At 71.6% G+C, this 21,085-nt stretch carries 23 protein-coding genes; 12 read left to right on the top strand and 11 right to left on the bottom strand.

The window, feature by feature from the left end; genetic code table 11:
* Window positions 1-67: 67 nt before the first annotated feature.
* Entirely contained in the window at window positions 68-901 is an 834-nt protein-coding gene (locus QK288_RS03280; RefSeq protein WP_281266386.1) for an SDR family oxidoreductase, read from the bottom strand.
* 22 nt (window positions 902-923) lie between these two features.
* The gene (locus tag QK288_RS03275; RefSeq protein WP_281266385.1) at window positions 924-1,562 is read right to left on the bottom strand and encodes a nucleoside/nucleotide kinase family protein; all 639 of its coding nucleotides are present in this window, start codon (window positions 1,560-1,562) and stop codon (window positions 924-926) included.
* Window positions 1,563-1,595: 33 nt separating this feature from the next.
* Here QK288_RS03275 and QK288_RS03270 point away from each other — a divergent pair, with 33 nt between their 5' ends.
* Window positions 1,596-1,967 (top strand): VOC family protein, encoded by a 372-nt coding sequence (locus tag QK288_RS03270; protein ID WP_281266384.1) that lies wholly within the window; start codon window positions 1,596-1,598, stop codon window positions 1,965-1,967.
* Window positions 1,968-1,975: 8 nt separating this feature from the next.
* Here QK288_RS03270 and QK288_RS03265 read toward each other — a convergent pair whose 3' ends face one another.
* Window positions 1,976-2,416 (bottom strand): NUDIX domain-containing protein, encoded by a 441-nt coding sequence (locus QK288_RS03265; RefSeq protein ID WP_281266383.1) that lies wholly within the window; start codon window positions 2,414-2,416, stop codon window positions 1,976-1,978.
* A gap of 140 nt (window positions 2,417-2,556) precedes the next feature.
* Between QK288_RS03265 and QK288_RS03260 the strand changes: the two genes are divergently transcribed.
* The 4 genes from QK288_RS03260 (at window position 2,557) to QK288_RS03245 (ending at window position 5,210) form a co-directional block, all read left to right on the top strand.
* Window positions 2,557-3,177, top strand: coding sequence for a GNAT family N-acetyltransferase (locus QK288_RS03260; RefSeq protein ID WP_281266382.1), 621 nt, complete (start codon window positions 2,557-2,559; stop codon window positions 3,175-3,177).
* A gap of 60 nt (window positions 3,178-3,237) precedes the next feature.
* Window positions 3,238-4,440: a hypothetical protein gene (locus QK288_RS03255; RefSeq protein WP_281266381.1), complete on the top strand. Its 1,203-nt coding sequence runs from the start codon at window positions 3,238-3,240 to the stop codon at window positions 4,438-4,440.
* Window positions 4,441-4,512: 72 nt separating this feature from the next.
* Window positions 4,513-4,752 carry a hypothetical protein gene (locus tag QK288_RS03250; RefSeq protein ID WP_281266380.1) on the top strand — a complete coding sequence of 80 codons (240 nt, stop codon included), beginning with the start codon at window positions 4,513-4,515 and terminating at the stop codon, window positions 4,750-4,752.
* Complete coding sequence (locus QK288_RS03245) at window positions 4,749-5,210, top strand: hypothetical protein (RefSeq protein ID WP_281266379.1); 462 nt, start codon at window positions 4,749-4,751, stop codon at window positions 5,208-5,210. Before QK288_RS03250 ends, QK288_RS03245 begins: the two co-directional genes overlap by 4 nt.
* Here the strand turns inward: QK288_RS03245 and QK288_RS03240 are convergent.
* Window positions 5,207-5,797, bottom strand: coding sequence for a TetR family transcriptional regulator C-terminal domain-containing protein (locus QK288_RS03240; RefSeq protein ID WP_281266378.1), 591 nt, complete (start codon window positions 5,795-5,797; stop codon window positions 5,207-5,209). The genes QK288_RS03245 and QK288_RS03240 overlap by 4 nt on opposite strands.
* Before the next feature lie 881 nt (window positions 5,798-6,678).
* Between QK288_RS03240 and QK288_RS03235 the strand changes: the two genes are divergently transcribed.
* From QK288_RS03235 to QK288_RS03220, 4 genes are read left to right on the top strand one after another with little or no spacing between them, the layout of a single operon-like run.
* The gene (locus tag QK288_RS03235) at window positions 6,679-7,545 is read left to right on the top strand and encodes a conjugal transfer protein (protein WP_281266377.1); all 867 of its coding nucleotides are present in this window, start codon (window positions 6,679-6,681) and stop codon (window positions 7,543-7,545) included.
* Window positions 7,546-7,547: 2 nt separating this feature from the next.
* The gene (locus tag QK288_RS03230) at window positions 7,548-8,636 is read left to right on the top strand and encodes an FHA domain-containing protein (RefSeq protein ID WP_281266376.1); all 1,089 of its coding nucleotides are present in this window, start codon (window positions 7,548-7,550) and stop codon (window positions 8,634-8,636) included.
* The gene (locus tag QK288_RS03225) at window positions 8,633-9,475 is read left to right on the top strand and encodes a class E sortase (protein ID WP_281266375.1); all 843 of its coding nucleotides are present in this window, start codon (window positions 8,633-8,635) and stop codon (window positions 9,473-9,475) included. Before QK288_RS03230 ends, QK288_RS03225 begins: the two co-directional genes overlap by 4 nt.
* Entirely contained in the window at window positions 9,472-9,648 is a 177-nt protein-coding gene (locus QK288_RS03220; protein ID WP_281266374.1) for a hypothetical protein, read from the top strand. The genes QK288_RS03225 and QK288_RS03220 overlap by 4 nt, the downstream gene beginning before the upstream one ends.
* 4 nt (window positions 9,649-9,652) lie before the next feature.
* On the opposite strand, the gene QK288_RS03215 is transcribed toward QK288_RS03220, so the two are convergent.
* From QK288_RS03215 to QK288_RS03205, 3 genes are read right to left on the bottom strand one after another with little or no spacing between them, the layout of a single operon-like run.
* Window positions 9,653-10,972 carry a carboxylesterase family protein gene (locus QK288_RS03215; RefSeq protein ID WP_281266373.1) on the bottom strand — a complete coding sequence of 440 codons (1,320 nt, stop codon included), beginning with the start codon at window positions 10,970-10,972 and terminating at the stop codon, window positions 9,653-9,655.
* Window positions 10,972-12,225 carry an MFS transporter gene (locus QK288_RS03210; protein WP_281266372.1) on the bottom strand — a complete coding sequence of 418 codons (1,254 nt, stop codon included), beginning with the start codon at window positions 12,223-12,225 and terminating at the stop codon, window positions 10,972-10,974. The genes QK288_RS03215 and QK288_RS03210 overlap by 1 nt, the downstream gene beginning before the upstream one ends.
* A gap of 14 nt (window positions 12,226-12,239) precedes the next feature.
* On the bottom strand, window positions 12,240-13,541 hold the full coding sequence (locus QK288_RS03205) for an MFS transporter (protein WP_281266371.1): 1,302 nt from the start codon (window positions 13,539-13,541) through the stop codon (window positions 12,240-12,242).
* Window positions 13,542-13,758: 217 nt separating this feature from the next.
* On the opposite strand from QK288_RS03205, the gene QK288_RS03200 reads away from it, so the two are divergent.
* Window positions 13,759-14,574, top strand: coding sequence for a sugar phosphate isomerase/epimerase (locus QK288_RS03200; RefSeq protein ID WP_281266370.1), 816 nt, complete (start codon window positions 13,759-13,761; stop codon window positions 14,572-14,574).
* Window positions 14,571-15,686, top strand: coding sequence for a Gfo/Idh/MocA family oxidoreductase (locus QK288_RS03195; protein WP_281266369.1), 1,116 nt, complete (start codon window positions 14,571-14,573; stop codon window positions 15,684-15,686). Before QK288_RS03200 ends, QK288_RS03195 begins: the two co-directional genes overlap by 4 nt.
* A gap of 115 nt (window positions 15,687-15,801) precedes the next feature.
* On the opposite strand, the gene QK288_RS03190 is transcribed toward QK288_RS03195, so the two are convergent.
* Genes QK288_RS03190 through QK288_RS03180 form a run of 3 tightly spaced genes read right to left on the bottom strand, consistent with a single transcriptional unit; the run spans window position 15,802 to window position 17,176 of the window.
* The gene (locus tag QK288_RS03190; protein WP_281266368.1) at window positions 15,802-16,407 is read right to left on the bottom strand and encodes a TetR/AcrR family transcriptional regulator; all 606 of its coding nucleotides are present in this window, start codon (window positions 16,405-16,407) and stop codon (window positions 15,802-15,804) included.
* 25 nt (window positions 16,408-16,432) lie between these two features.
* Complete coding sequence (locus QK288_RS03185) at window positions 16,433-16,972, bottom strand: MarR family transcriptional regulator (RefSeq protein WP_281266367.1); 540 nt, start codon at window positions 16,970-16,972, stop codon at window positions 16,433-16,435.
* A gap of 21 nt (window positions 16,973-16,993) precedes the next feature.
* Window positions 16,994-17,176, bottom strand: a complete 183-nt coding sequence (locus QK288_RS03180) for a hypothetical protein (protein WP_281266366.1) — start codon at window positions 17,174-17,176, stop codon at window positions 16,994-16,996.
* 167 nt (window positions 17,177-17,343) lie between these two features.
* Here QK288_RS03180 and QK288_RS03175 point away from each other — a divergent pair, with 167 nt between their 5' ends.
* A complete protein-coding gene (locus tag QK288_RS03175) occupies window positions 17,344-18,027 on the top strand; it encodes an SDR family NAD(P)-dependent oxidoreductase (protein ID WP_281266365.1) in 684 nt (227 codons plus the stop codon).
* A 70-nt stretch (window positions 18,028-18,097) separates the two neighbouring features.
* Here QK288_RS03175 and QK288_RS03170 read toward each other — a convergent pair whose 3' ends face one another.
* Window positions 18,098-21,013 (bottom strand): fibronectin type III domain-containing protein, encoded by a 2,916-nt coding sequence (locus tag QK288_RS03170; protein ID WP_281266364.1) that lies wholly within the window; start codon window positions 21,011-21,013, stop codon window positions 18,098-18,100.
* Window positions 21,014-21,085 lie beyond the last annotated feature (72 nt).

Here is a 21,085-nt window from a genome sequence, read left to right as displayed (position 1 = left end):
CCGTCAGGATCGGGCGCGATGTCCAGAGCGGGGCGCAACTCCGCGCCGGCGGGCGCGCAAGAAGCCGTCAGCCGACGCGCAGGACGTCCTGCAGCGTCATCGGCGCCCGCCCGGTGACCCGTTCGACGTCCCCTGAGACGTGCGCCAGCGCTCCCTCGGCGATCGCCGTGTAGGTGCTCACCCACGCATCGGCCTGCCACCGCTCCGGGTTCCACCGCGCGCGCGACGCGTAGGCCTCGTCGAGCGTCTCCGGGTGGTACGTCACCGTGCGGCCCCGCTCGGCGCTCACCGTCGCGGCCGCCTGCTCCAGGGTGATCGCCACGGGACCGGTGAGTTCGTAGGTCCGGTCGAGGTGCGCCGTCGGGTGCTCGAGCACCGCCGTCGCGACCCGTGCGACGTCCGCGCGAGCGACGGCAGCCATCGCACCGTCGCCGGCCGGCCCACGGATCACCCCGTCCTCGCCCACCAGGTCCTCGACGAAGTCCAGGTAGAAGTTGTCCCGCAGGAACGTGTGCGCCATGCCAGTGGCCCGGATCGCCTGCTCCGTCGCCCAGTGGTCGCGACCGAGCGTGAAGGTCGCATCCGCGGCCGCTCCCGAGAACGAGGTGTAGACGACGTGCCGGACACCGGCCGTCGCCGCCGCCCCGACGAAGGCGCGGTGCTGCGCCAAGCGGTCCTCGGCCTCTGCGGCGGAGACCATGAGCAGGACGTCGATGCCCTCGAGCGCGGTGCGCGCGGCGTCGACGTCGTCGAACGTCGCCACGGCGACGTCCGTCCCGGGCAGCGCAGGAGCCCGTGCGGCGTCACGGACGATCATCCGGAACGGCACGCCGTCCGCGGCGAGCGCGCGGGCGACGGCACCGCCGATGTTGCCGGTCGCGCCGGTGATGGCGATGGTCATGTCGGTTCCTTCGTTCAGGTGGTCAGGTCCGGACGATCCGGGAGGCTCGGCTCACCGTGGGAGCGACGCGTGCGGCGTTCACGCCGTCGACGTCGATCGCCCACCGAACGGCCGCCTCGTGGTCGCGGCCGTGCCGCATGTGCCGGCCGACCAGACGATCGACGCGGACCCCGTCGTCCACGACGCAGGACCACGTCTCGGTGAAGAGGTCGCGGAGCGCCGCCCACGGCTCGGTGTCGTCGAGCAGGTAGTTGCCCTCGGAGACCACGAGCGTGGCCGCCCGCGGCACGGCGATGCTGCCCGCAACGGGCTCGTCGACGCGGCGGTCGAAGTCCGGCGCCCAGACGACCGGTTCGTCAGCAGCCACGAGCCGCCGCACGAGCGCGACGTACCCGTCGGCGTCGAAGGTGTCGACCGCACCCTTGCGGTCGTGCCGGCCGAGCGAGTCGAGCGCGACGTTCGCCAGGTGGAAGCCGTCCATCGGGACCTGCACGGCCGTCCCGGGCCCGAACCGGTCGTCCACGGCGGCGACGACCCGTCTGGCCAGCGTGGACTTGCCCGCGCCCGGCGCTCCGGCGATGCCGAGCACCGCCCGACGCCCGGAGGACGCCAGTTCGACCGCACGCTCGACGGCCTCGTCGACCGATCCCTCCACAGGCACGCCCTCATCCTCGCAGAGTGGTTCACTGTCGGCATGGTCATCGATGCGACGAAGGCGTTCAGCGGGTTCTCGGTGCGGGACCCTGGAGAGGCGAAGGCGTTCTACACGGACGTCCTCGGCCTCGACGTCACCGAGGACCACGGCATGCTCTCGATCCAGCTCGGCGGCGGTCGCTGGGTGCTGGCGTACCCGAAGGGCCCTGCCCACGAACCCGCCGCGTTCACGGTGCTGAACTTCCCCGTGCCGGACGTCGACGCCGCGGTCGACGAGCTGGCCGCGAAGGGCGTCGAGTTCCTCCACTACGAGGGCATGACCGACGACAAGGGCATCAACCGCAAGGGCGGCCCGCTCATCGCGTGGTTCACCGACCCGTCCGGCAACGTCTTCAGCGTCATCGCCGAGTAGCGCAGCCCTCAGGCGGTGAGGGCTCCGGCCCAGCCGAGCGCGATGGGGACCACCAGGCCGTGCCGGTGGTGCGGGAGCTCGGCGATCGAGATCCAGTCCGCCCGCTCCGTCGACCCGTCGGCCTCGTCCCGGAGCTCGCCGCCGGTGATCGTCACCCGGAACACGACCTGCACGGCCTTCATCGGCCGGCCGTTCTCGTGCATCCGGCGTTCTGCGGGAACCAGGTGGTGCCGCACCCCGAGCAGGCCGCCGACCGAGACCTCGTACCCGGTCTCCTCCATGAACTCACGGACGACCGCCTGCTCGACGCTCTCGTCGTACTCGACCCCGCCACCGGGCAGCGCCCACGTCCCCGCCTCCGGGAACCGCTGCATGGCGAGCAGGACCCGACCCTCGTGCGTGACCACGCCGTACGCAGCGAGCCGGGTGTCGTAGTCCGTGTACTCCATGACCCGACCATCCCAGCATGCCGAGCCGGCGCACGCATGCCGCGCCGAGCCTCCCGGCCGTCCCGGCGACCACGCAGCCGACGCGACGTCCGGGGTGACGGCTATCGTGATCGCCATCCGGACCGGAGGGACGGCGTGCGATGACGACGACGGACACGACCCGTGGGCAGATCACGTTCCGACCGGGGAACGAGGTGCCCTGGAGCGACCTCGACCTGGTCTTCGGCGAGCGAGGCAATCCGGGGACGTGCCACTGCCAGTGGCTGAAGCTGCTCGACCGCGCGTTCACGGACATGCCGAACGACGAGCGCACCAGGCGCTTCCGGGCCGAGGTCGGCTGCGACGACCCGAGCGCGCGCGACACGACGGGCATCGTTGCCTACCGTGACGGCGAGCCCGTCGGCTGGGCAGCCGTCGAGCCCCGACCCGCGTTCGTGCGGCTCCGGAAGACCCGGGTGCCGTGGTCCGGTCGTGACGAGGACCGCGACGACGACGGTGTGTGGGCGATCGCCTGCTTCGTGGTCCGCAAGGGGTTCCGACGGCAGGGCGTGAGCCGCGCGCTGGTCGTCGGCGCCGCGGAGCACGCCAGACGGAGCGGGGCGAGAGCGGTCGAGGGGTACCCGATGCAGTTCGCCGAAGGGAAGGACGACATCTGGGGCGAGCTCTTCGTGGGCGCGCGGTCGGCCTTCGTCGATGCCGGCTTCCGTGAGGTCACGCACCCCACCGTGCGGCGGTACGTGATGCGGCTCGAGCTGGACTGACCCTCCCGCGCCCTCGTTCTGGGGCGATGCCGAGGTCGATGATCCGGGCGATACTCCGGTGTGCTCCACACGAACGCCACGGTCCCCGTGCTCCATGCCCCCGCCGACGGTCCCGTCGAGGCGATGCTGTTCTTCGGCGTCGGGTCCTCGGACGAGCCGGTCCGACTGGCCGGCATCACCCACCTGGTCGAACACCTCGCCGTCCGCCGCGCACTGCCGATCGCGGCTCCCCACAACGCGACCACCGACGACTGGGCGACGATCTTCTCCGTGACCGCGAGCACGGCCGAGGAGGCCCTCGCCGGCATCGTGCGCATGGCGGACGCTGTCGGGTCGCTGGTCGACGTCACACCGGCCGAGGTCGAGCACGAGCGGAAGATCCTCGCGGGCGAGGACCGCCTTCGGTACAGCGAGCAGGTCCCGTCGATCCACACGGTCCGCTTCGGCCCGACGGGTCCTGGTCGTGCCGGTGCCGGGTGGGCAGCGACCCACGGCATCAGCGCCGAGGACGTCCGGGCGTGGGTGCAGCGCTGGTTCGTGGCGGAGAACGCGGTCGTCACCGTCGCCGGAGGCCCGGTGCCGGCTGATGCCCTGACGGTCCAGCTGCCGTCCGGTCGGGCAGCAGGTCCCGTGCCCTCGTGGTCCGGTCCGGTCCGGGGTGGCGTCGTGGTGGAGTCCGGGCTCAGCGGCGCCGCGCTCTCGGTGCTCGTCCCGGCGGAGCACGCGCAGCTGCTCGACGCGGTGTTGGAGCACGAGGTCTTCCGGGCCCTCCGACTCGACGCAGGGCTCACCTACTCGGTCGACGGCTCGTTCGTCGAGGTCGACACCGCCTCGAGCACCGTCGTCGTCACCATCGACCCTGCCGTCGAGGACCTCGCCGCAGCGGTCGACCTGCTCGTCGCGACCGTCCACCGGGTCGCCGAGGTCGGACCGAGCGAGGAGTCCATCGCCACGATCGATGCTGCGCGCGCCCTCAACCACCTCGACAGCGGGACCCGTGCAGATCGGCAACTGACCGATGCCGCGCTGTCCCGCCTCCGTGGACTCCGCCGTGCGACGCCGATCGACCACCCGGTGTCCGCCGACGAGATCGCCGGGCTCCGGACGGCGCTCCGAGCGGCCCTGCCGGGGCTCATCGTGTGCGTCGACGAGGACGCGGAGCTCCTGGACGACGAGCCCGGCGCCCCGGATGCCGGCCTCCGCGCGGTCGCCGCCCGGCACGGTCTCGTGGTCGACGAGCGAGCTCCGGGGCGTCCGGTCTAGGATGCCCGCCACCTCACGAGGTCGTCGTCGAGCAGCACCTACCGGGACGCCTTCCTGCCGGGGTGGGCGAGCGTGCGGGTCCGGTTGGACGGAACCGACCTGGTCCTGCTCCCCCGCCGCGGCGACGCCCGGGTCATCGATCTGTCCGGCGTGTCCGTCGTCGGGACCCGAGGTGATGACGGCCTCACGATCGTGGATGCCGACGGGTTCGTGTTCCAGATCCGACGCGACGAGTGGTGGCAGGGACGACGGCTGATCGCGGCGGTCCGTTCGGCCACGCCCGCGGAGCTCGTCCGACCGTTCACCACGTGATCCCCCTCCTGCTCCGCGCGCCGGTCGTGGTGCGCATCGGGAACTCGATGGCCGGACTCGCCCTGGGTCTCTGCGCCGTCGCGGTCCTCGCCTCGACCGTGCCCACGTGGTGGGGTGACGCCGAGTTCGCGGTGGCCTGCAGCCCCGTCGCCGCCGCGGTGGGGTACCTCGTGGTCCGGGCCTGGCGTCTCGGAGTACGGTGCGAGCCGGATGTCCTGGTCGTCCGGGGATGGTTGTGGTCACGGCGCATCCCCTGCAGCGCCGTCACCGAGGTGCCCCGCGATCCGGCGGGGACGCTGTTCGCCCCCGGTGTCTCCTGGCGGCACGGCGGCAGGCGTCGATGGACACCGCTGACGGCCTTCTGGGTGTCGAGCGACCCGTTCGGCCTGGTGTTCCCTGCGGCCGAGGACGCCCTCCGGCTCCTGCGGCTCTGGTCGGCACCCGTCGACGACCGCTAGACCTGCTGGACCGCTCCCCAGCCGACGCGCATCCGTGCGACCGCGCGGTCGAAGCCGGGCAGCAGGTCGACGTCGTCCCGGAGGAGCGACTGCAGCTGCAGCCCTTCGTACAGCGCGAGGAGCTGTTCGGCGCCGTGCCGTGCAGAGGAACCACTCGACTCGCGACCGGCGATGACGTCGCGGGCGAGGGCGAACGTGAGGTCCTCGAAGGACGTCGTGTACTGCTTCCGGAACCACCCCGCCGCTGCGTGCGAGGGGTTCGACGCCGCACTCAGCAGGGCGAGGCGCAGACGGACGAGTGCAGGGTCGCCGAGCCCCGTCTCGAGTCGGGCTCGGACGTACGCGACGGCACCGTCCTGCTCCGCGATGGACCGGAGCGCTGCACGCTGGGCGTTGTTCCAGCGGTCGATCACGGCGACGACGAACAGCTCCCACACCGGGTACACCCGACGGAACTCCTCGACCGTGATGTCGGCGTGGACGGCGACCTCGGCCGGCCCGACCTCGTGGAAGTCGGCCGCACGGTAGGCGAAGATCCCCGCCGCGACGATGTGTGCGCGGAGGTCGAGGTCGTCGGTCGCGGGCATGAGGTCGATTGTCCGGCTCGGCGATGTGCCGCGCGACCGCCAGTTCTGGGGACGCGCGTCCTGTGTCACAAAATCCTATTTGTATATGTGATATTTGTAGTATCCTTGGGCTACCCGACCGAGGAGCTTGCATGTCAGAGGCACTTCTCTCGCGCAGAGAGCTGCGCGAGCGCCGCGCCCGCGCCGAGTCTGCGCAGCCCACCCGCACGGTCGACGCGTGGGCTCGCTCGGCGACGGCGGCACCGGCCGGAGACGTCGAGCCGAGGCCTGTGGGAGCGACCGGCTGGACGAGGGCCGCCCCCGCATCCACCGCGGACGTGCCCGCCTCGGCAGCGCTCCCGTCACCGTCGACGCAGCTGTCCATCCCTCCCGTGCCGGTGTCCACGGCGCAGCCGGCGCCGATCGTCGTGACATCGCCGACGCCGGTCCCCGCCTCCACGACGCCGCCAGCCACATCGGTCTCGGTCCCCGTCCCGACGACCCCGTCGGCCGCACCCGCCCCCGTCCCGACGACCCCGTCGGCCGCGCCGTCGCTGCGCCCGTCGACACTGCCGGTGCTGCCGCCGCCGCTCGACCGCGAGATCCGATCCGACCATGCGCCTCTCCCCGGAGTGCAGGAGGCGCCGGCCGTGGCCCGGACGGCATCGCCGACGGCCGGCACGACGACCGAGCCGCCGACCGCGCCACCTTCGTCCCCGACTCCGCTCCCGCACCCGGACCCCGTGTCGGCTCCGGCAGCTCGCACGGCGCCACCGACGTCCCCGACGGCGGCCGTCGAGTCCGCCGTGTCCGATCCGCCGCCTCGGCGCGCCGGTACGCGCCCGCGAGCAGCCGACCCACAGCGCGACACCGACGGTGGGACCGGGACGTTGCGCAGCTCGGTGACCGAGGTCGTGCGCGACGTGGTCGGGCTCGGCTCCCGCGGTGGCCGTCGCTCCTGGGTGCGGACCATCCAGATCCTCGTCGCTTCGGCGACCGTGCTCACCCTCGCCGTCGGCCTCCGATCGATCTTCGCGCCGGTGAGTGCGAGCAGCACCCCCGCGTCGGCCACCTTCCCGCAGGCCGTGGCGGCTTCGACTGCCGAGCGTTTCGCCGAGGTGTACTTCACGTGGGACGAGTCGGACCGACAGGCGCGGACAGAGGCCCTCTCGCAGCTGATGGTCGGCGGCACGCCCGGTCAGGCCGGGTGGGACGGGAAGGGAACCTCCACCGCTGGCGCGGCCCGTGCCGCTGGCTTCACCTACGTGGACGCCTCGCACGCGATCGTGACGGTCGTCGTGCCGGTGACGACGCCGGATGCCGACGGAACCGACGCGACCTCGACGATGTCGCTCCAGGTCCCCGTCACGGTCGTCGGCGCCCGCGTGTGGGTTTCCGGGCTCCCAGCGTCGGTGGGTGTCCCAGCCGCGGCGCCGACCGGCACAGCGTCGTCCTTCCGCCTCGATGCGCAGACGAGCGCGCGCTCGCGCCCAGCTGTCGCGAAGTACTTCGCAGCGCTCAGTCGTGGCGACGTCGCGCTCTCCGAGACCGGGAACGCCTCCACCGGCCTCGACGGCACGCTCCAGTACACCGAGCTGCTCGACTGGCGGGTCGAGCGTGGCGGCGACGACCAGCGAGTCGGGTTCGCCGAGGTCCGGTGGGCGACGCCGGGCGGCGCCGTTCTCGACCAGGAGTACCGACTCGTCATCTCGAGGAACGGGTCCGGCTGGCAGGTCCGCGCAGCGACCGCCTCCGTCCCGACCGACTGACCATGACCACACTCGAAGGATCTGCGATGCTCTCCACGCACACAGGCGAACCGCCTGCCATCACCGTCCACATCTCCCAGTCCGGGCTGCTGACGATGGGCGGGTACGACCACACCGAGACGTCGTCGCACGCCTCGCCCGAAGCCGCACGGGAAGCAGCGCTCGACATCGTGACGGAGCTCGCCAGGCAGTCCGGGCACCCCGTTCGCCTGCACACCACCGGCGCCGAAGGGAACTGGCATCTCGTCGTCGCATCGGACGGGTCGGTCGAGATCGACGAGATGCCCGCGGTCGCCGCTCCGACCACGATCGACACCACCGCATCGGTGGGCACGACGGACACGATCGACCTGACCGAGCGGACCGCGACCGTGAGTACCCCACCGTCCGCCCCGGTCGTCGAGACCATCGCGATGCCCGTCGCCCCCGAGCCAGACCCCCTGCCCGAGCCGGTCGACCTCCCCGATCCCATCGAACCGCTCCTGCCTCCCATCCCACCGTCCCCATCGATCCCCTCGGCTCCCGCAGCTGCACCAGAACCACAGGCAACACCGGAACCGTCGGCAGGACCGGAGTACCCAGCACTACCGGAACCCCCGGCAGCGGCGGAGCACCCGGCAACACCTGAACCCCCGGCAGCGGCGGAGCACCCGGCTGAGGCGACCAGCGTCGAGTCGACCGACACGGCGCCGGTCAACGCCGGATCGCCGTCCGAGACGGAACTCGACGAGATCGAGTCGCTCGAACGCACGATCGTGAGCACGCGACGCCGCACCGAACCGGTCAGTCGGGCCAAACTCTTCACGAGCACCGGGACCATCCTCGACGTGTCCGGGTCGGGCGTCCTCGGCCGCCGACCGCTCGGGGTGGAGAACCCGGTGCGGTTCGACGACCCCACGCGGAGCGTCTCGAACGCCCACCTGCGCTTCACCGTGGACGGAGCCGGACTGAACGTCGAGGACCTCGCTTCGGCGAACGGCACCACCGTGGTACGAGAGGGCACCAGGCAGCAGTGCCACCCCGGCACGACCGTCCCGGCTCCCCGCGGTTCACGGGTCGACATCGGCGACCAGTTCTTCGTCGTCGCGTGACCGGCGGACGAGACGGCGTGCTCGATGCGACGCCGGCGAACGGGTGGGTCCGGCCGGCGCCGGGTCCCTGGCGGGGGTCGCGCGCTCCGCGACACCGCCCGAGCGCCCGGCCGCGGCAGAAAGTCGGCGCTGGGATCGTCTCGCTCATCGCGGAGTTGCTCATCATCGCGGGCGCCGTCACCGGGCTGTACGTGGTGTGGACCGGCTGGTGGACCGACGTCGTGGCGAACCAGCACCAGACCTCCCTGGTGAAGGACCTCGGGCAGACCAAGGCGAAGCCGACCGTCGGGACCGAGCACCGCGGCACGGCACCCGTCCTCGCGGAGCCGCCGAACGTCACGGACGTCTTCGGCACCATGCAGATCCCGCGCTTCGGAGCCGACTACAACCGTCCCATCGGCGAGGGCACGAACCGCGAGAAGGTCCTCAACACCATCGGACTCGGCCACTACCAGGACACCGCGATGCCCGGCGCCGAAGGCAACTTCGCCGTCGCCGGCCACCGCGTCACCTACGGCAAGCCGCTCAACCAGATCGCCGAACTCACGACCGACGATGCGATCGTCGTCCGCGTCACCGACAAGGCCACGAACTTCGACGTCTGGTACGTCTACAAGGTCACCGACAGCCAGATCGTCACACCCGACCACATCGAGACGATCGCACCCGTCCCGAACAAGCCCGGCGTCCAGCCCACCGCCGACGACCGCTGGCTGACGCTCACCGCCTGCCACCCGATGTGGTCCGCCAAGGAGCGCTACATCACCCACGCCAAGCTCGACTACTGGATGCCCGCGTCCGAGGGGACGCCGAAGGAACTCTCGGAGACGCCCAAGTGATCTTCCCGCTCGTGTGGCGACTCCTGCCCGGCCCGACCGCCCTCAAGGTCCTCGAACTGATCGTGCTGCTCACCGCACTCGTGTTCGTCCTCTTCACCTGGGTGTTCCCCTGGGTCGCAGCCGACATCCTGCCCCCACCCGACGGCACCGTCGACACCGGCGGGGGGCCGTGACGGTTCAGCCGCGGTCGAACACCAGCGTCTCGTCGTCGCGGGCAGTGACGCGACCGGTCCGCGCGAACTCCGCCCAGATCGCCCGCACACCCGGGCCGCGACGCTCGACCTCCGGCCAGTCCCGCTCGGGCACGAACCGGCTGCCGGCCCACGCCTCCTTGCGTCCCAGCAGCAGCGGCAGGTCGCTCATGTGCACCGCCCCGGTCGGCTGCGCGGTCGCGCCGCGGAGCAGCCGGTAGACGGTCGCGCGCCCGCCGCCCGACCGGTGCCGCTCCGCGAACGCCCGGGCATCACGCCCGTAGATCACCTCGGTCAGCGGCCGGACGAGCCACCACCGCACGAGCGACCGCGCGACCCGGTTCCGAACGATGCGCTTGAGTCCAGGGAGCACGGGCACGTACATCCCGGCCTCGTCCGAGCCCGACCCGATGAGCACGTCGACGTCTGGTGCGACCCGCCGCCAGGCCTCGGCGAGGTCACGTTCGGCCGGCAGCGGCGCGAACCCGTACTGGGTGCCGTACGGCATCCCGCCGCGGAGCCCGTACCGGCCGCCGACCCTGCTGCCGCGGGCCTGTCGCTCGTACAGCTCGTCGAGCGAGGTGTCCGCCGACATCGGCCCCACCGCCTCGACCATCGCACGGCTCATCCGCGCACGTCCGCGCGAGAGCCCGAGCGGTGCGCTCTGCACGATCGCCCTGCGGAAGAGCCCTGCGGTCCCCTCGCTGATCATCAGGTGCGCGATCGCGTCCCCTCCGGCGGACTGCCCGAAGAGCGTGACGAGGTCGGGGTCGCCGCCGAACGCGGCGATGTTGTCGTGCACCCACCGGAGCGACGCGACGAGGTCGAGCAGCCCGAGGTTCGCCGGGATCCGTTCCCCGTCGCCGAGGAACCCGAGCACCCCGAGCCGGTACGTCACCGTCACGACGACGACGCGTTGCTCTCGGACCAGGTCGTACGGGTCGTTGATCGGGACGTCGCCGCCACCGATGACGTACGAGCCACCGTGGATCCACACCATGACCGGCAGTCGCTCGTCGGGGCCGAGGTCAGCCGGGATCGTGATCGAGAGCGCCTGGCAGCGTTCGTCGACCTCGGCATCGACCTCGTGGAGCAGCTGGTCGACGACCGTCGCGGAGGGCTGCGGGGCCACCGGTGCCGGGAAGTCCGCGTGGAACACGTCCGCGAAGACGGGCATCGGCTCCGGCGGCCGGAACCGCGCGGCCTGCGCGTACGGCACGCCGAGCACCCGGATGACGTCGCCGTCCCGTGATCCGCGGATGCGTCCTGCTGGGCTGTCGTAGGTCACGGTGGCGGCGTCGAGCATCAGTCCACGCTAGCCCTGGAGGCTCGGTGCGGCCCCGGTGCGTCGGTCCCGGCGCTCCGCGCCGGGCGGAGCGACCCGGACGCCGCGAAGGCCGCGACGAACAGCACCGCGACGAGCCACAGCGCCGACAGCGCCCCGAGGTGAACGGCGATGGCACCGATGACGGGCGGTCCGGCGAAGTTCGCGAAGTACCCGATGGACGCCACGACACTCACGCGGGCGGCCGGGTTCGGGCCGCTCTGCGCCGCGGCCGACATCCCCAGCGGGAACCCCATCGAGACGCCGACCGCCCACAGGACCACACCGATCAGGGTGAGCCACCACGTGCCGCCGACGATGAACAGGATCGCCCCGAGGATGCCGAGCGCAGTCGTCCAGCGCACGGTCCGGACCCGACCGAGCCGATCGACCACGGGACCGGCGAACACTCGGGTCGCCGCCTCGGACACCGCGAACACGGTGAAGAACAGCGCGCCGACGGTCGCGGACTGCCCGTGCCCGTCGGTGGTGGCGAGCGCGAGCCAGTTGTTGGCCGATCCCTCGCCCAGCTCGACGCCGAGCATGACGACACCGATCATCAGCAGGCGGACGTCCGCCCAGCCCCTGGCCCAGGCGCGGATGCGCTGCCCGGGTGTCAGCGTGTCGTCGTGCTCCTCCGCGCGGGTGCCGTCCGGCACCGCGCGCATGGCGACCACGCCGACCACGAGCAGGACCGCGGCCTCCACGACCAACTGGGTGGAGACCGTGATGCCGAGTGCCGAACAGAGTGCGGCGATCCCGGCACCGAGCGCCGCGCCTCCCGACCATGCGGCGTGCATCAACGGGAGCAGCGTGCGGCCCGCGAGGGCCTCGATGGCCGTGCCCTCGACGTTCGCCATCACGTCGAGGGAGCCGATCCCGGCACCGGCGACGACGAACGCGACGGCGGCGAGCGGTGCGGAGTGCAGCGCCGCCGCGATCCCGAGCACGGCGATCGCGACGGGGACGAGCACGACGACGGCCGTCAGGGCCCGCCGGCCGCCGAGTCGCCGCAGCAGCGGCGCGGCGGAGAGCAGGCCACCGATCGACCCGATCGTGACGCCGCCGAGCATGAGCCCGATGGTGCCGGTGTCGACGCCGAGCTCCGCACGGATCTCGGGGAGCCGGGGCCCCCATGCGGCGAGGCTGATGCCGCCGAGGCCGAACGCGACGATGATCGCGTTCCGCCACCGGGCGAGGTGCCTGCGGTCCACGTCGACCGTCGGGTTCGTCATGACGCCAGAAGCTATCAGCGCACGCGCTTGATCGGGATCACGACGAGCGCGCCGATGATGGCCACGATCCCGGCCGCCCAGCACATGAGCTCGTAGTTGTCCGGCGTGCCACCGGTGCCGAACTTCAGGAAGAACAGCGACGCAGCAGGGGCGAGCGACTGCGGGAGCGCGTTCGCGATGTTGATGACGCCGAGGTCCTTCCCTGGCCGGTCGGCGTTCGGCAGGACGTCGACGACGAGGGCGGTGTCGATCGCCGAGTAGATGCCGTAGGCGAAGCCCATGATGATCTCGGCGACGTAGAACCCGTGCACGGTGTCGGCGTGCGCGAGGACGACCAGCCCGACGGCGAACAGCGCGGTGGACCCGCCGACGAAGACCTTGCGGCGGCCGAGCCGGTCGGACAGCCAGCCGGAGAGCGCGGCACTGACGAGCAGGGCGATCGTGTACAGCAGCACACCGAACGCGACGGCCGCGGTCGCCTCCTTGTCGCTCGTGATCCCGATGTGCTCCTTCATGTAGAGCAGGCGGTACGTCGTGAACATGAACGTCGCGAAGATGATCAGGAAGCGCGACCACCAGGCGAAGGCGAAGTCCGGGTTCTTGATCGGGTTCGTCCAGAACGAGGAGATCAGGTTGACGAAGGTGAACTTCTTGAGCTTGTACGTGGGCAGGTCGTCGCGGGCGACGACCGCGTAGACCACGACGAGGACGATCGCGAGGATGCCGGGCGCGATGAACAGCACCGGCAGGTTCGCGACGAAGAACACCGACAGGTAGGTCCCGGCGAGGACGGCGATGTTCTGCGCGAGCGCGATGATGCTCGACGACTTCCCGCGCTGGAACTGCGGCACGTTGTCGGCGAAGCTCGCGGTCAGGGTCGCCAGCACGGTGTTCGCCGAGAGCTGCGCGAGGAGCCATCCGAGAGTGAGCTGCGTGGTGTCCGGGGCGAACGCGATCCACGCGAGGGCGATCGCGAACACGACGACGCCGGTGAGCATCCACGGGCGACGACGTCCCCAGCGGGTGCGAGTCCGGTCGGACAGCGCGCCGGCGAGCGGGTTCATGATGAGTGCACCGAACGCGCCGATCGGCAGCACCGAGCCGATGACGTTCGCCGCGTCGGACCCGACCAGCGCCTCGGCCTTGAGCTGCATGCTCACGTACACGGGTGCCATGAGCGCGACGAAGAGGCCGAACTGCCCGAGGAACAGCGCGATCTGGTAGCCGATCCCGACCCGCATCGTGCTGACCGGCTGGGTGATGCCCTCTTCCGGGTGCAGCAGGACGGGTGTCTCCGCGGGTTCGGGTGTGCTCATGACGCCTCCTTGAGTCGATGAAAACCGTGCTTCGCAAGGTTTTTCCAGACGCGAGCATACATCGGGACGTCAGGACATGAGGACGGGGCCGCAACAGACCGTCGCAAAAACTGCACACCGGATGGTTTTTCGGGTAGCGTCGTACCCGATCTCGCCGCGGAGCATCGCGTCCCGGCGGGTCGAGAACGCCCGAGCCAGGACCGAAGGAGCCTCTGCAATGCCCACCACCTCTGTGCAGCTGTACTCGCTGCGCGACGCCATCGCCGAAGACCTCGACAAGGCGATCGCTCGCGTCGCCGAGATCGGCTACGAGAACGTCGAGCCGTACGCATTCGTCGAGCGCGCCGCCGACCTCGAGCGCGCCTTCGCCGCCACCGGCCTGAAGGCCCCGTCCGGTCACGTCGCCGTCATCGACGCCGAGGACACCGCCCCGATCTGGGACGCGGCGGAGCGCCTCGGCATCACGACCGTCATCGACCCGTTCATCCCGACCGATCGCTGGCAGACCGCCGACGACGTCGCGAAGATCGCCGAGCGCGTCAACGTCCTGACCGCCGAGGCGGCCTCGCGTGGCCTGCAGTTCGGCTACCACAACCACCAGTGGGAGTTCACGAACAAGGTCGACGGCAAGACCGTCTACGAGCACTTCGTGTCGCAGATCTCGCCCGAGACCGTGCTCGAGGTCGACACGTTCTGGGCGACCGTCGGTGGCGCCGACGCCCCGGCCGTGCTGCAGTCCCTCGGCGACCGCGTCGTCGCGATCCACGTGAAGGACGGCAAGGTCGACGGTGACATCCTCACCGCGCTGCCCTCCGCCGAGAGCGCCCTCATCGTCCCCGAGGCACTGCAGCGGGCGTTCGAGAACCAGAAGCCGGCCGGACAGGGCGACGTCGACGTGGCGGGCATCCTCGCCGCGGCGCCGCAGGCCATCCGCGTCGTCGAGTTCGACGCCTACGCCGGCGACGTCTTCGAGGGCATCACCGAGTCCCTCGCCTGGCTCAAGGCGAACGACACCGCGGGGAGTGCCGCGTGAGCCGCGTCGGAGTCGGCATCATCGGTGCCGGGAACATCTCGGACCAGTACCTGACGAACCTCACCCAGTTCGCCGACGTCGAGGTCCTGATGGTCGCCGACCTCATCCTCGAGCGCGCGGCGTCCCAGGCCGAGAAGTACGGCGTCCCGGCGTCCGGCACGGTCGAGGAGCTCCTCGCCCGCGACGACATCCAGATCGTGGTGAACATCACGATCCCGGCCGAGCACGCCAAGGTCGGCCAGCAGATCATCGCCGCCGGCAAGCACACCTGGAGCGAGAAGCCCGTCGCCACCAACGCGGAGGACGCGCAGGCCCTGCTCGCCGCCGCCTCGGCAGCAGGCGTCCGCTACGCGACCGCACCGGACACCGTGCTCGGTGCCGGGATCCAGACCGCCATCCGGGCCATCGCACGCGGCGACATCGGCACGCCGCTCACCGCGACGACGATGTTCCACGTGCCGGGCCCGGACCAGTGGCACCCGGACCCCGAGTTCCTGTACGCACAGGGCGCCGGTCCGCTGTTCGACATCGGCCCGTACTACGTCACGACGCTCCTGCACGCGTTCGGTTCCGCCTCGCGCGTGCAGGCCGTGTCGTCGAAGTCCCGCGAGACCCGCGTGATCGGCTCCGGCCCCCGCGCCGGCACCGAGTTCGCCGTCGAGGTGCCCACGCACCACGCCGCGCTCATCTCGTTCGCGGGCGGACAGTCGGCGCAGACGACCCTGTCGTTCCAGCACGCACTGCCCCGCAACGGCTTCGTCGAGATCAACGGCTCCGAGGGCACCATCGTGCTGCCGGACCCGAACGTCTTCGACGGCGACAGCACCCTGTGGACGCTCGGCAAGGACGAACCGACCACCCTGGCGCACAAGGGCTCCACCTGGGGCCGTGGCACGGGCGTCGTCGAGCTGGCCCGCGCGATCGCCGAGGGCCAGCCGGAGCGCGCCTCCGGCGCCGTGGCGTCGCACGCGCTGGACGTCATGCTCGGCATCCGCGACGCTGCCGAGTCGGGCCAGGCCGTCGAGATCACCTCGTCGATCGACCCGATCCAGCCGCTCCCCGAGGACTTCGACCCCGCTGCCGCGGTCCTCGCCGAGGGCGTGAACGCGTAGCCCTCCGCGAGGGAACAGAAGACGTCGGGTGCCCGTGCGGCACCCGACGTTTTCTGTTCCCTCGGCGTCACGGGCGCGAGCGCGGGCGCGCGAGCGCGCGTGCGCGCGCAGCACGTCACCCGGCGGGCGGGACGATCTGCTCGAGCAGGTGCAGCACACGTTCGCCGTCGACCGCCTCGGGGTCGAGCAACCACTGGACCTGCAGGCCGTCCGACGCCGCGATGCTCAGTGACGCGAGGTCGACCGGATCGAGGTCGGCCCGGATGCGCCCGAGGTCCTGGTCACGGCGGATGAGTTCAGCGAGTTCGCCCCGCAGACGCGCGAACCGCTCGCGCATGAAGTCCCGCGTCGACGGGTGCCCCTCACCGACGGCGTCCGCCGCGAGCGTCGTGTAGAGCTGCACGAGCCCAGGGATCTCGCGGTTCCGGCCGGCACTCTCGCGCATGTCGCCGATCGCGGACTGCAGGCGGTCCGGGGCGCCCTGTTCGCGGACCTCGTGCTCCCGGTAGACCGCCAGCAGGAGTTCATCGCGCGACGGGAAGTAGTGCCGGAGCGCCGCGTGCGTGATGCCGAGCGCGTCAGCCACCGACCGGAGCGACGATGCGTCGACCCCCTGCTCGGCCACCATCCTGATCATCTCGTCGAGGATCTGGACCCGCCGCTCCGCGCCCTTGCGGTACCCGCGCCGAGGCACGGTCCCGGCGTCGTCGGCAGAGGTCATGCAGACAACTTACCGCTGGAAGGTTTCAGGCGCTGGTGTCGTCCACGGTGTACTCGTCGGCTGGCTCCGGAACCGCCTCGGCGAGGGCGTCCACGATCCGCCCGAGGGCCTCGGCGACCACCTCGTTGTCGGCGGCCGGCAGCCCGTCGAGCACGCGCACGACGATCTCGTGGAACTGTGCGTACGAGTCGTCGATCTTGGTCGCCACCTGGTCGGTCGGTTCGAGGAACTGCGCCCGACGGTCGGTGGGGTGCGCGGTCCGGACGATGTCGCCCTTCTCCACGAGGCCGTCGACGATCTTCGTCACCGAGGCGTTGGACACCCCGAGCATCACCGCGAGGTCCTTCGGTCCCATCGCACGGCTGTCCCGGTGCGCCTGCAGCAGGTACCGGACCGCGAGGAACTCGTTCTTCGACAGGCCACTCTCGATGCGCGCGTGCTCGATCTGCTGATCCTCGGCGTGCTGCAGCCGGAGGATGGCGTCGACGGCCAAGCGGGCGGCCTTCGATCGGGGTGCTCGCGAGTAGAGGTGGACGTGCTCTCGGCGGACGACAGTCAACGGCATGTGGTCATGAACTCCGGGTTCTCAGGCCTGCGGCAGGGCGAAGAAGTCCGCGTAGGACGGCTCGGCCCGCTTGGAGAGGAGCGACGGGTCCTCGATCCGAGCGGTGACGTAGGCGGCGATGACCGCTGGGTCGGTGAGGCCCGCGCGAGGGTGGGTGCCGAGGAGACCGGTGCCCCACTGAGCCCCGTGGTACGTGCTGCGCATGCCTGGTTCCACCTTCCTGGTCGTCTTCCCGTCCGAGTTGGACGACGAAAGTGTTTCACAACGTGAACGGTTAGAGCAACTGACAATCCAGGTCCTGTACGTTTCGCGCACCGAACTGCACGGCGCACTGAACGACCGGTTGTCCGACCGAGGGATAGCGTGGCGACGTGGATCTCCAACTCACGGACCGTGTCGCACTCGTCGTCGGGGGCAAGGGGTACATCGGCAGCGCCGTCGCCGATCGACTCCGGGCCGAGGGAGCGACGGTCGTCGTCGCCTCGCGGAGTGCGACGGACGACGACGGCGTCGCGATCGACACCGCGGACCAGGCCTCGGTCGACGCCGGTGTCGCCTCGGTCATCGCGCAGCACGGGCGCATCGACGTGCTCGTCGTCACCGCGGCGCCGAGTGCCGGGACCCTCGACCCGGCGAAGAAGTCCGACCCTGATCAGATCGCCCGGGCCGTCGACGGCAAGGCGCTCGGGTTCCTGCGGGTCGCGAACGCCGTGCTGCCCGGACAGCGCGAGGCGGGTTTCGGACGCGTCGTCGTCGTGAGCGGGCAGAACGCCTACTTCTCCGGCAACATCACCGCGTCGCTCCGGAACACCGCAGTCAGCGTCATCGCGAAGAACCTCGCCGACGAGGCAGCCGGCTCCGGTGTGACGGTCAACGTCGTCAACCCGGGCACGGTGACGGACGAGCCGGCTGCCGAGGTGCAGCGCGGGTCCGGTGGCGAGTCCAGCCCCCAGCAGATCGCCGACCTGATCGCGTTCCTGTCGTCGCCGCTGTCCGTGGTGTCCGGCGAGTCGATCTCGATCGCGCACCGCGTCCTCGGTTCCGTCGCGATCTGACGCACGGACCCCACGACAGGAGGCTCGGCGCACGTCGTGCGCCGAGCCTCCTGTCCGGTTGGTGGAGCGATCAGATCCGTTCGCGGCGGCGGCGCGCACCGGCGCGCAGCGCGGCACCGAGGAGCAGCGCGAGGAGCGCTGCCACGGCGAGCGGGCCGGTGGACGCCGACCCCGTGTAGGCGAGCTCGGCGGCCGGGTGCGCCGCGGTCGGTGCCGGCGCGGGGACGCCCGGCCGGGCCGCGACGGGCGCTGCCGGCGTGGTCGGATCCGTCGGCGACACGACTGCCGTCGGGCTGACCTCGACGAGGACCGACGCCGTGACGTCGCCGACGGTCGCGGTGAGCACGTGCGGCGAGGCGTGGCGGAACGTCACCGCGTCCCCGTCGATCACGTCACTGTCGACGCTCGAGGTGAGGACGAGTCCGTCGAGCGACTCCAGTTCGTTGCCCCACTCGTCGAGGCCGGCGGCCAGGACGTGGATCGTGGAACCCTGCTTCGCGGTGACCGCCCCGTCGACCTCACCGGTGCCGGTCGTGGCGAGCGTGAGCTCGGCGAGCGGACCGGCGACGACGTCGATCGTCAGGGTCGTGACCGACGGGATCCCCACGCCGTTGTCCGCGGTGAAGCGGAGGACGTGGTGGCCGGCCTCGGTCGGGATCCCGGAGACGACCCCGGTCTCGGCGTCGAACTCGAGCCCGGTCGGCAGGTGTCCGTCGAGCGTCAGCGTCGGCCGCGGTGAACCCGAGACGTCGAGCTGGTAGCGGAACGGCTCTCCGGCGGTGACCGTGGTCGGCAGGGTGCCACCCGGGGTGACGACCGCGGGGGTGCCGACGACGGCGCGAGTGCCGGCCGACGTGACCGTCAGGGGCTCCCAGCCGGTGAGCTCACCGGTCGCCGCGACGGTGAGCACGTGGCCCAGGTCGGCGTCGGTCGGCGTGTAGCCCGCGCCGGTCGCGTCCTCGATCGGCTCGCCGTCGCGGAGCCACTGGTGGGTGACGGTCGTGCCGGTCGCCCAGCCGCTGTCCGTCGTGGTGAGCGCGGTGCCGACCCGGGCGGCATCGGCTCCGGCGATGGTCACGCTCGCGTGCTGGGTGCCGAGTGCGACCGCGCCGGTCGCGGGTGCATCGACGGTGCGGTCCTCGTACCCGGCGAGCGTGCCGGTCACGGTCAGGCCGATCGTCGTGCCGGCGTCGGCGCCGACGAGCCGGTAGGTCCGTCCGGTCGCGCCGTCGATCGGCTGGCCGTCGCGGGTCCACTGGCGGCTGAACGCCGTGCCGTCCTGCCAGTCGGAGTCCACCGCGGTGAGCTCCGAGCCGACGGTGGCGTCGCCCTGGATCGCCACGGTGCCGACCTGCGTGCCCGGCGCGATGACGACGGGCGCACTCGTGACCTGCTGGGCGTGGTAGCCGCGGGCGGTGCCGCTGACCGTCACGGTCAGGTCCGCGCCGGCCTGGTCGGCGGTCGGCGTGTAGGTGTTCCCGGTCGCGCCGCGGATCGCCCGCTCACCGACGTACCACTGGTAGGACAGCGTGGCGGTGGAGGGGGTCCAGGCCGGGTCGGTGGCCGTCGTGGGCTGCCCGACCTTCGCCGCGTCGGTCGTGACGGATCCCTGCTGCACGCCGTACGTCGCGTACGGGGTGCCCGACGAGACGGTGACGTCCGAGTAGCCCCGCTCGGTCGCGGTGACGGCGACCGAGATGCGGCCCCGGCCGAACGCGTCGTCACCGGTGACCGTGTACGAGGAACCGGTCGCACCCTCGATCGGCGTGTCCGCCCCGCGGAACCACTGGTAGGTGAGGGTCGCCGTGCTCGGCGCGAGCCCGGGTACCGAGGCCGTGACGGTGGTGCCGGCGTCGACGGTCGAGCCGACCACGCCACCGTCGGTGCCGCGGAGCTCGACGCCCCCGGTGGTGATCGTGCCGGGCCCGACGATGCCGAGGTCCACGGTGCGGGTCTGCGGGTGGCGGCCGACAGCCGTCGCGGTCACCGTGACCTGCACGTCCTTGCCGAGGTCGTCGGGGGTCGGGGTGTACGTCGGCGCGGTGCCGACCTGAGTGCCACCAGCGGTCCAGGACCACGCGAGGTTCGGCGTCGGGCTCCACCCGTCAGAGGTCGCGGTGCGTGCGACACCGACCGCGAGCGCATCGGTCGCGACGTGCAGCGCCCCGCCGGTGAAGTCGCCCATCGGGGTCGCGGAGGCGGTCGTCGACCACTCACCGGAGCCGATGTCGCTCGTGGCACGGACGCGGAAGTCGTACGCCGTGCCGTCGGTGAGGCCCGAGACCCGCGCGGTCGTGCCGGTCGATGCGGCGGGTGCTGACCACTGTCCAGAGCCGCTGACCGCGTACGAGGTCTCGTACCCGGTGACGTTCCACTCGGACGTCGACGCGACGGGATCCCACGCGAGGTCGGTCGTGCCGTCGCCCGCGGACGCGGTGAACCCGGTCGGTGCCGGCACCGCCTGCATGTAGGTGCGCAGCGGGAGGTCGTAGTTCGGGTACGCCAGACCGCCGTGGAACACGGCACCGCCGGCGTACACGCTCGTCGAGTACATCGCCGTGTTCACGATCGGGATGCTCAGCGCGTAGACGGTCCCGGCGTTGAGCCTCGCGGGAGCGGAGAAGACCGCGGTCTGCCACCCCGTGTCCGTGGAGATCGTCGCCGATGCCAGTACCGGTCCGGTCGGCACCCCGTTGGCGGCGGCCTGCAGGGTGACCGCTCCGGATCCGCCGGATCCCGGGAGCGTCCAGTCGAGGGACACCGCGGTCAGCTTGCCGGTGCGGCCGGCGGTGAACGTCTGGCCCCACGTCGCCGACGGGTAGGGCGGGCTGCCGCCGGCCGGGATGGAGACGTCGAGGGTCCCGACGGGTTCGACGGCGTTCGCGGGCGGGGCCACGAGCAGCCCCAGGGCGGTGGCGAGCGTGGCGGCGACGGCCACGGCGGACAGGCGCGCGCGACGGCGCGTCCTGGTCAGGGACGAGAGCACAGGGATCCTTCGGGTGGACGACCGGAGCGGTCGCAGGCAAGCTGAAGATACCCATGGGTACGCGGGCGCCGC

Origin of the sequence: Curtobacterium sp. 9128, from assembly GCF_900086645.1 — a bacterium.
Classification (GTDB): Bacteria; Actinomycetota; Actinomycetes; order Actinomycetales; family Microbacteriaceae; genus Curtobacterium.
The sequence above is the reverse complement of the archived record's forward strand: the minus strand, read 5'-3'. Positions and strand labels throughout refer to the sequence as shown.

Bases quoted from the DNA above. Each gene is read 5' to 3' on its own strand.
- QK288_RS03210 (WP_281266372.1), bottom strand. From the start codon at position 12,225: ATGACGAACCCGACGGTCGACGTGGACCGCAGGCACCTCGCCCGGTGG.
- QK288_RS03265 (WP_281266383.1), bottom strand. From the start codon at position 2,416: ATGGAGTACACGGACTACGACACCCGGCTCGCTGCGTACGGCGTGGTC.
- QK288_RS03185 (WP_281266367.1), bottom strand. From the start codon at position 16,972: ATGCCGTTGACTGTCGTCCGCCGAGAGCACGTCCACCTCTACTCGCGA.
- QK288_RS03200 (WP_281266370.1), top strand. From the start codon at position 13,759: ATGCCCACCACCTCTGTGCAGCTGTACTCGCTGCGCGACGCCATCGCC.
- QK288_RS03240 (WP_281266378.1), bottom strand. From the start codon at position 5,797: ATGCCCGCGACCGACGACCTCGACCTCCGCGCACACATCGTCGCGGCG.
- QK288_RS03180 (WP_281266366.1), bottom strand. From the start codon at position 17,176: ATGCGCAGCACGTACCACGGGGCTCAGTGGGGCACCGGTCTCCTCGGC.
- QK288_RS03215 (WP_281266373.1), bottom strand. From the start codon at position 10,972: ATGCTCGACGCCGCCACCGTGACCTACGACAGCCCAGCAGGACGCATC.
- QK288_RS03270 (WP_281266384.1), top strand. From the start codon at position 1,596: ATGGTCATCGATGCGACGAAGGCGTTCAGCGGGTTCTCGGTGCGGGAC.
- QK288_RS03280 (WP_281266386.1), bottom strand. From the start codon at position 901: ATGACCATCGCCATCACCGGCGCGACCGGCAACATCGGCGGTGCCGTC.
- QK288_RS03205 (WP_281266371.1), bottom strand. From the start codon at position 13,541: ATGAGCACACCCGAACCCGCGGAGACACCCGTCCTGCTGCACCCGGAA.
- QK288_RS03230 (WP_281266376.1), top strand. From the start codon at position 7,548: ATGACCACACTCGAAGGATCTGCGATGCTCTCCACGCACACAGGCGAA.
- QK288_RS03260 (WP_281266382.1), top strand. From the start codon at position 2,557: ATGACGACGACGGACACGACCCGTGGGCAGATCACGTTCCGACCGGGG.
- QK288_RS03190 (WP_281266368.1), bottom strand. From the start codon at position 16,407: ATGACCTCTGCCGACGACGCCGGGACCGTGCCTCGGCGCGGGTACCGC.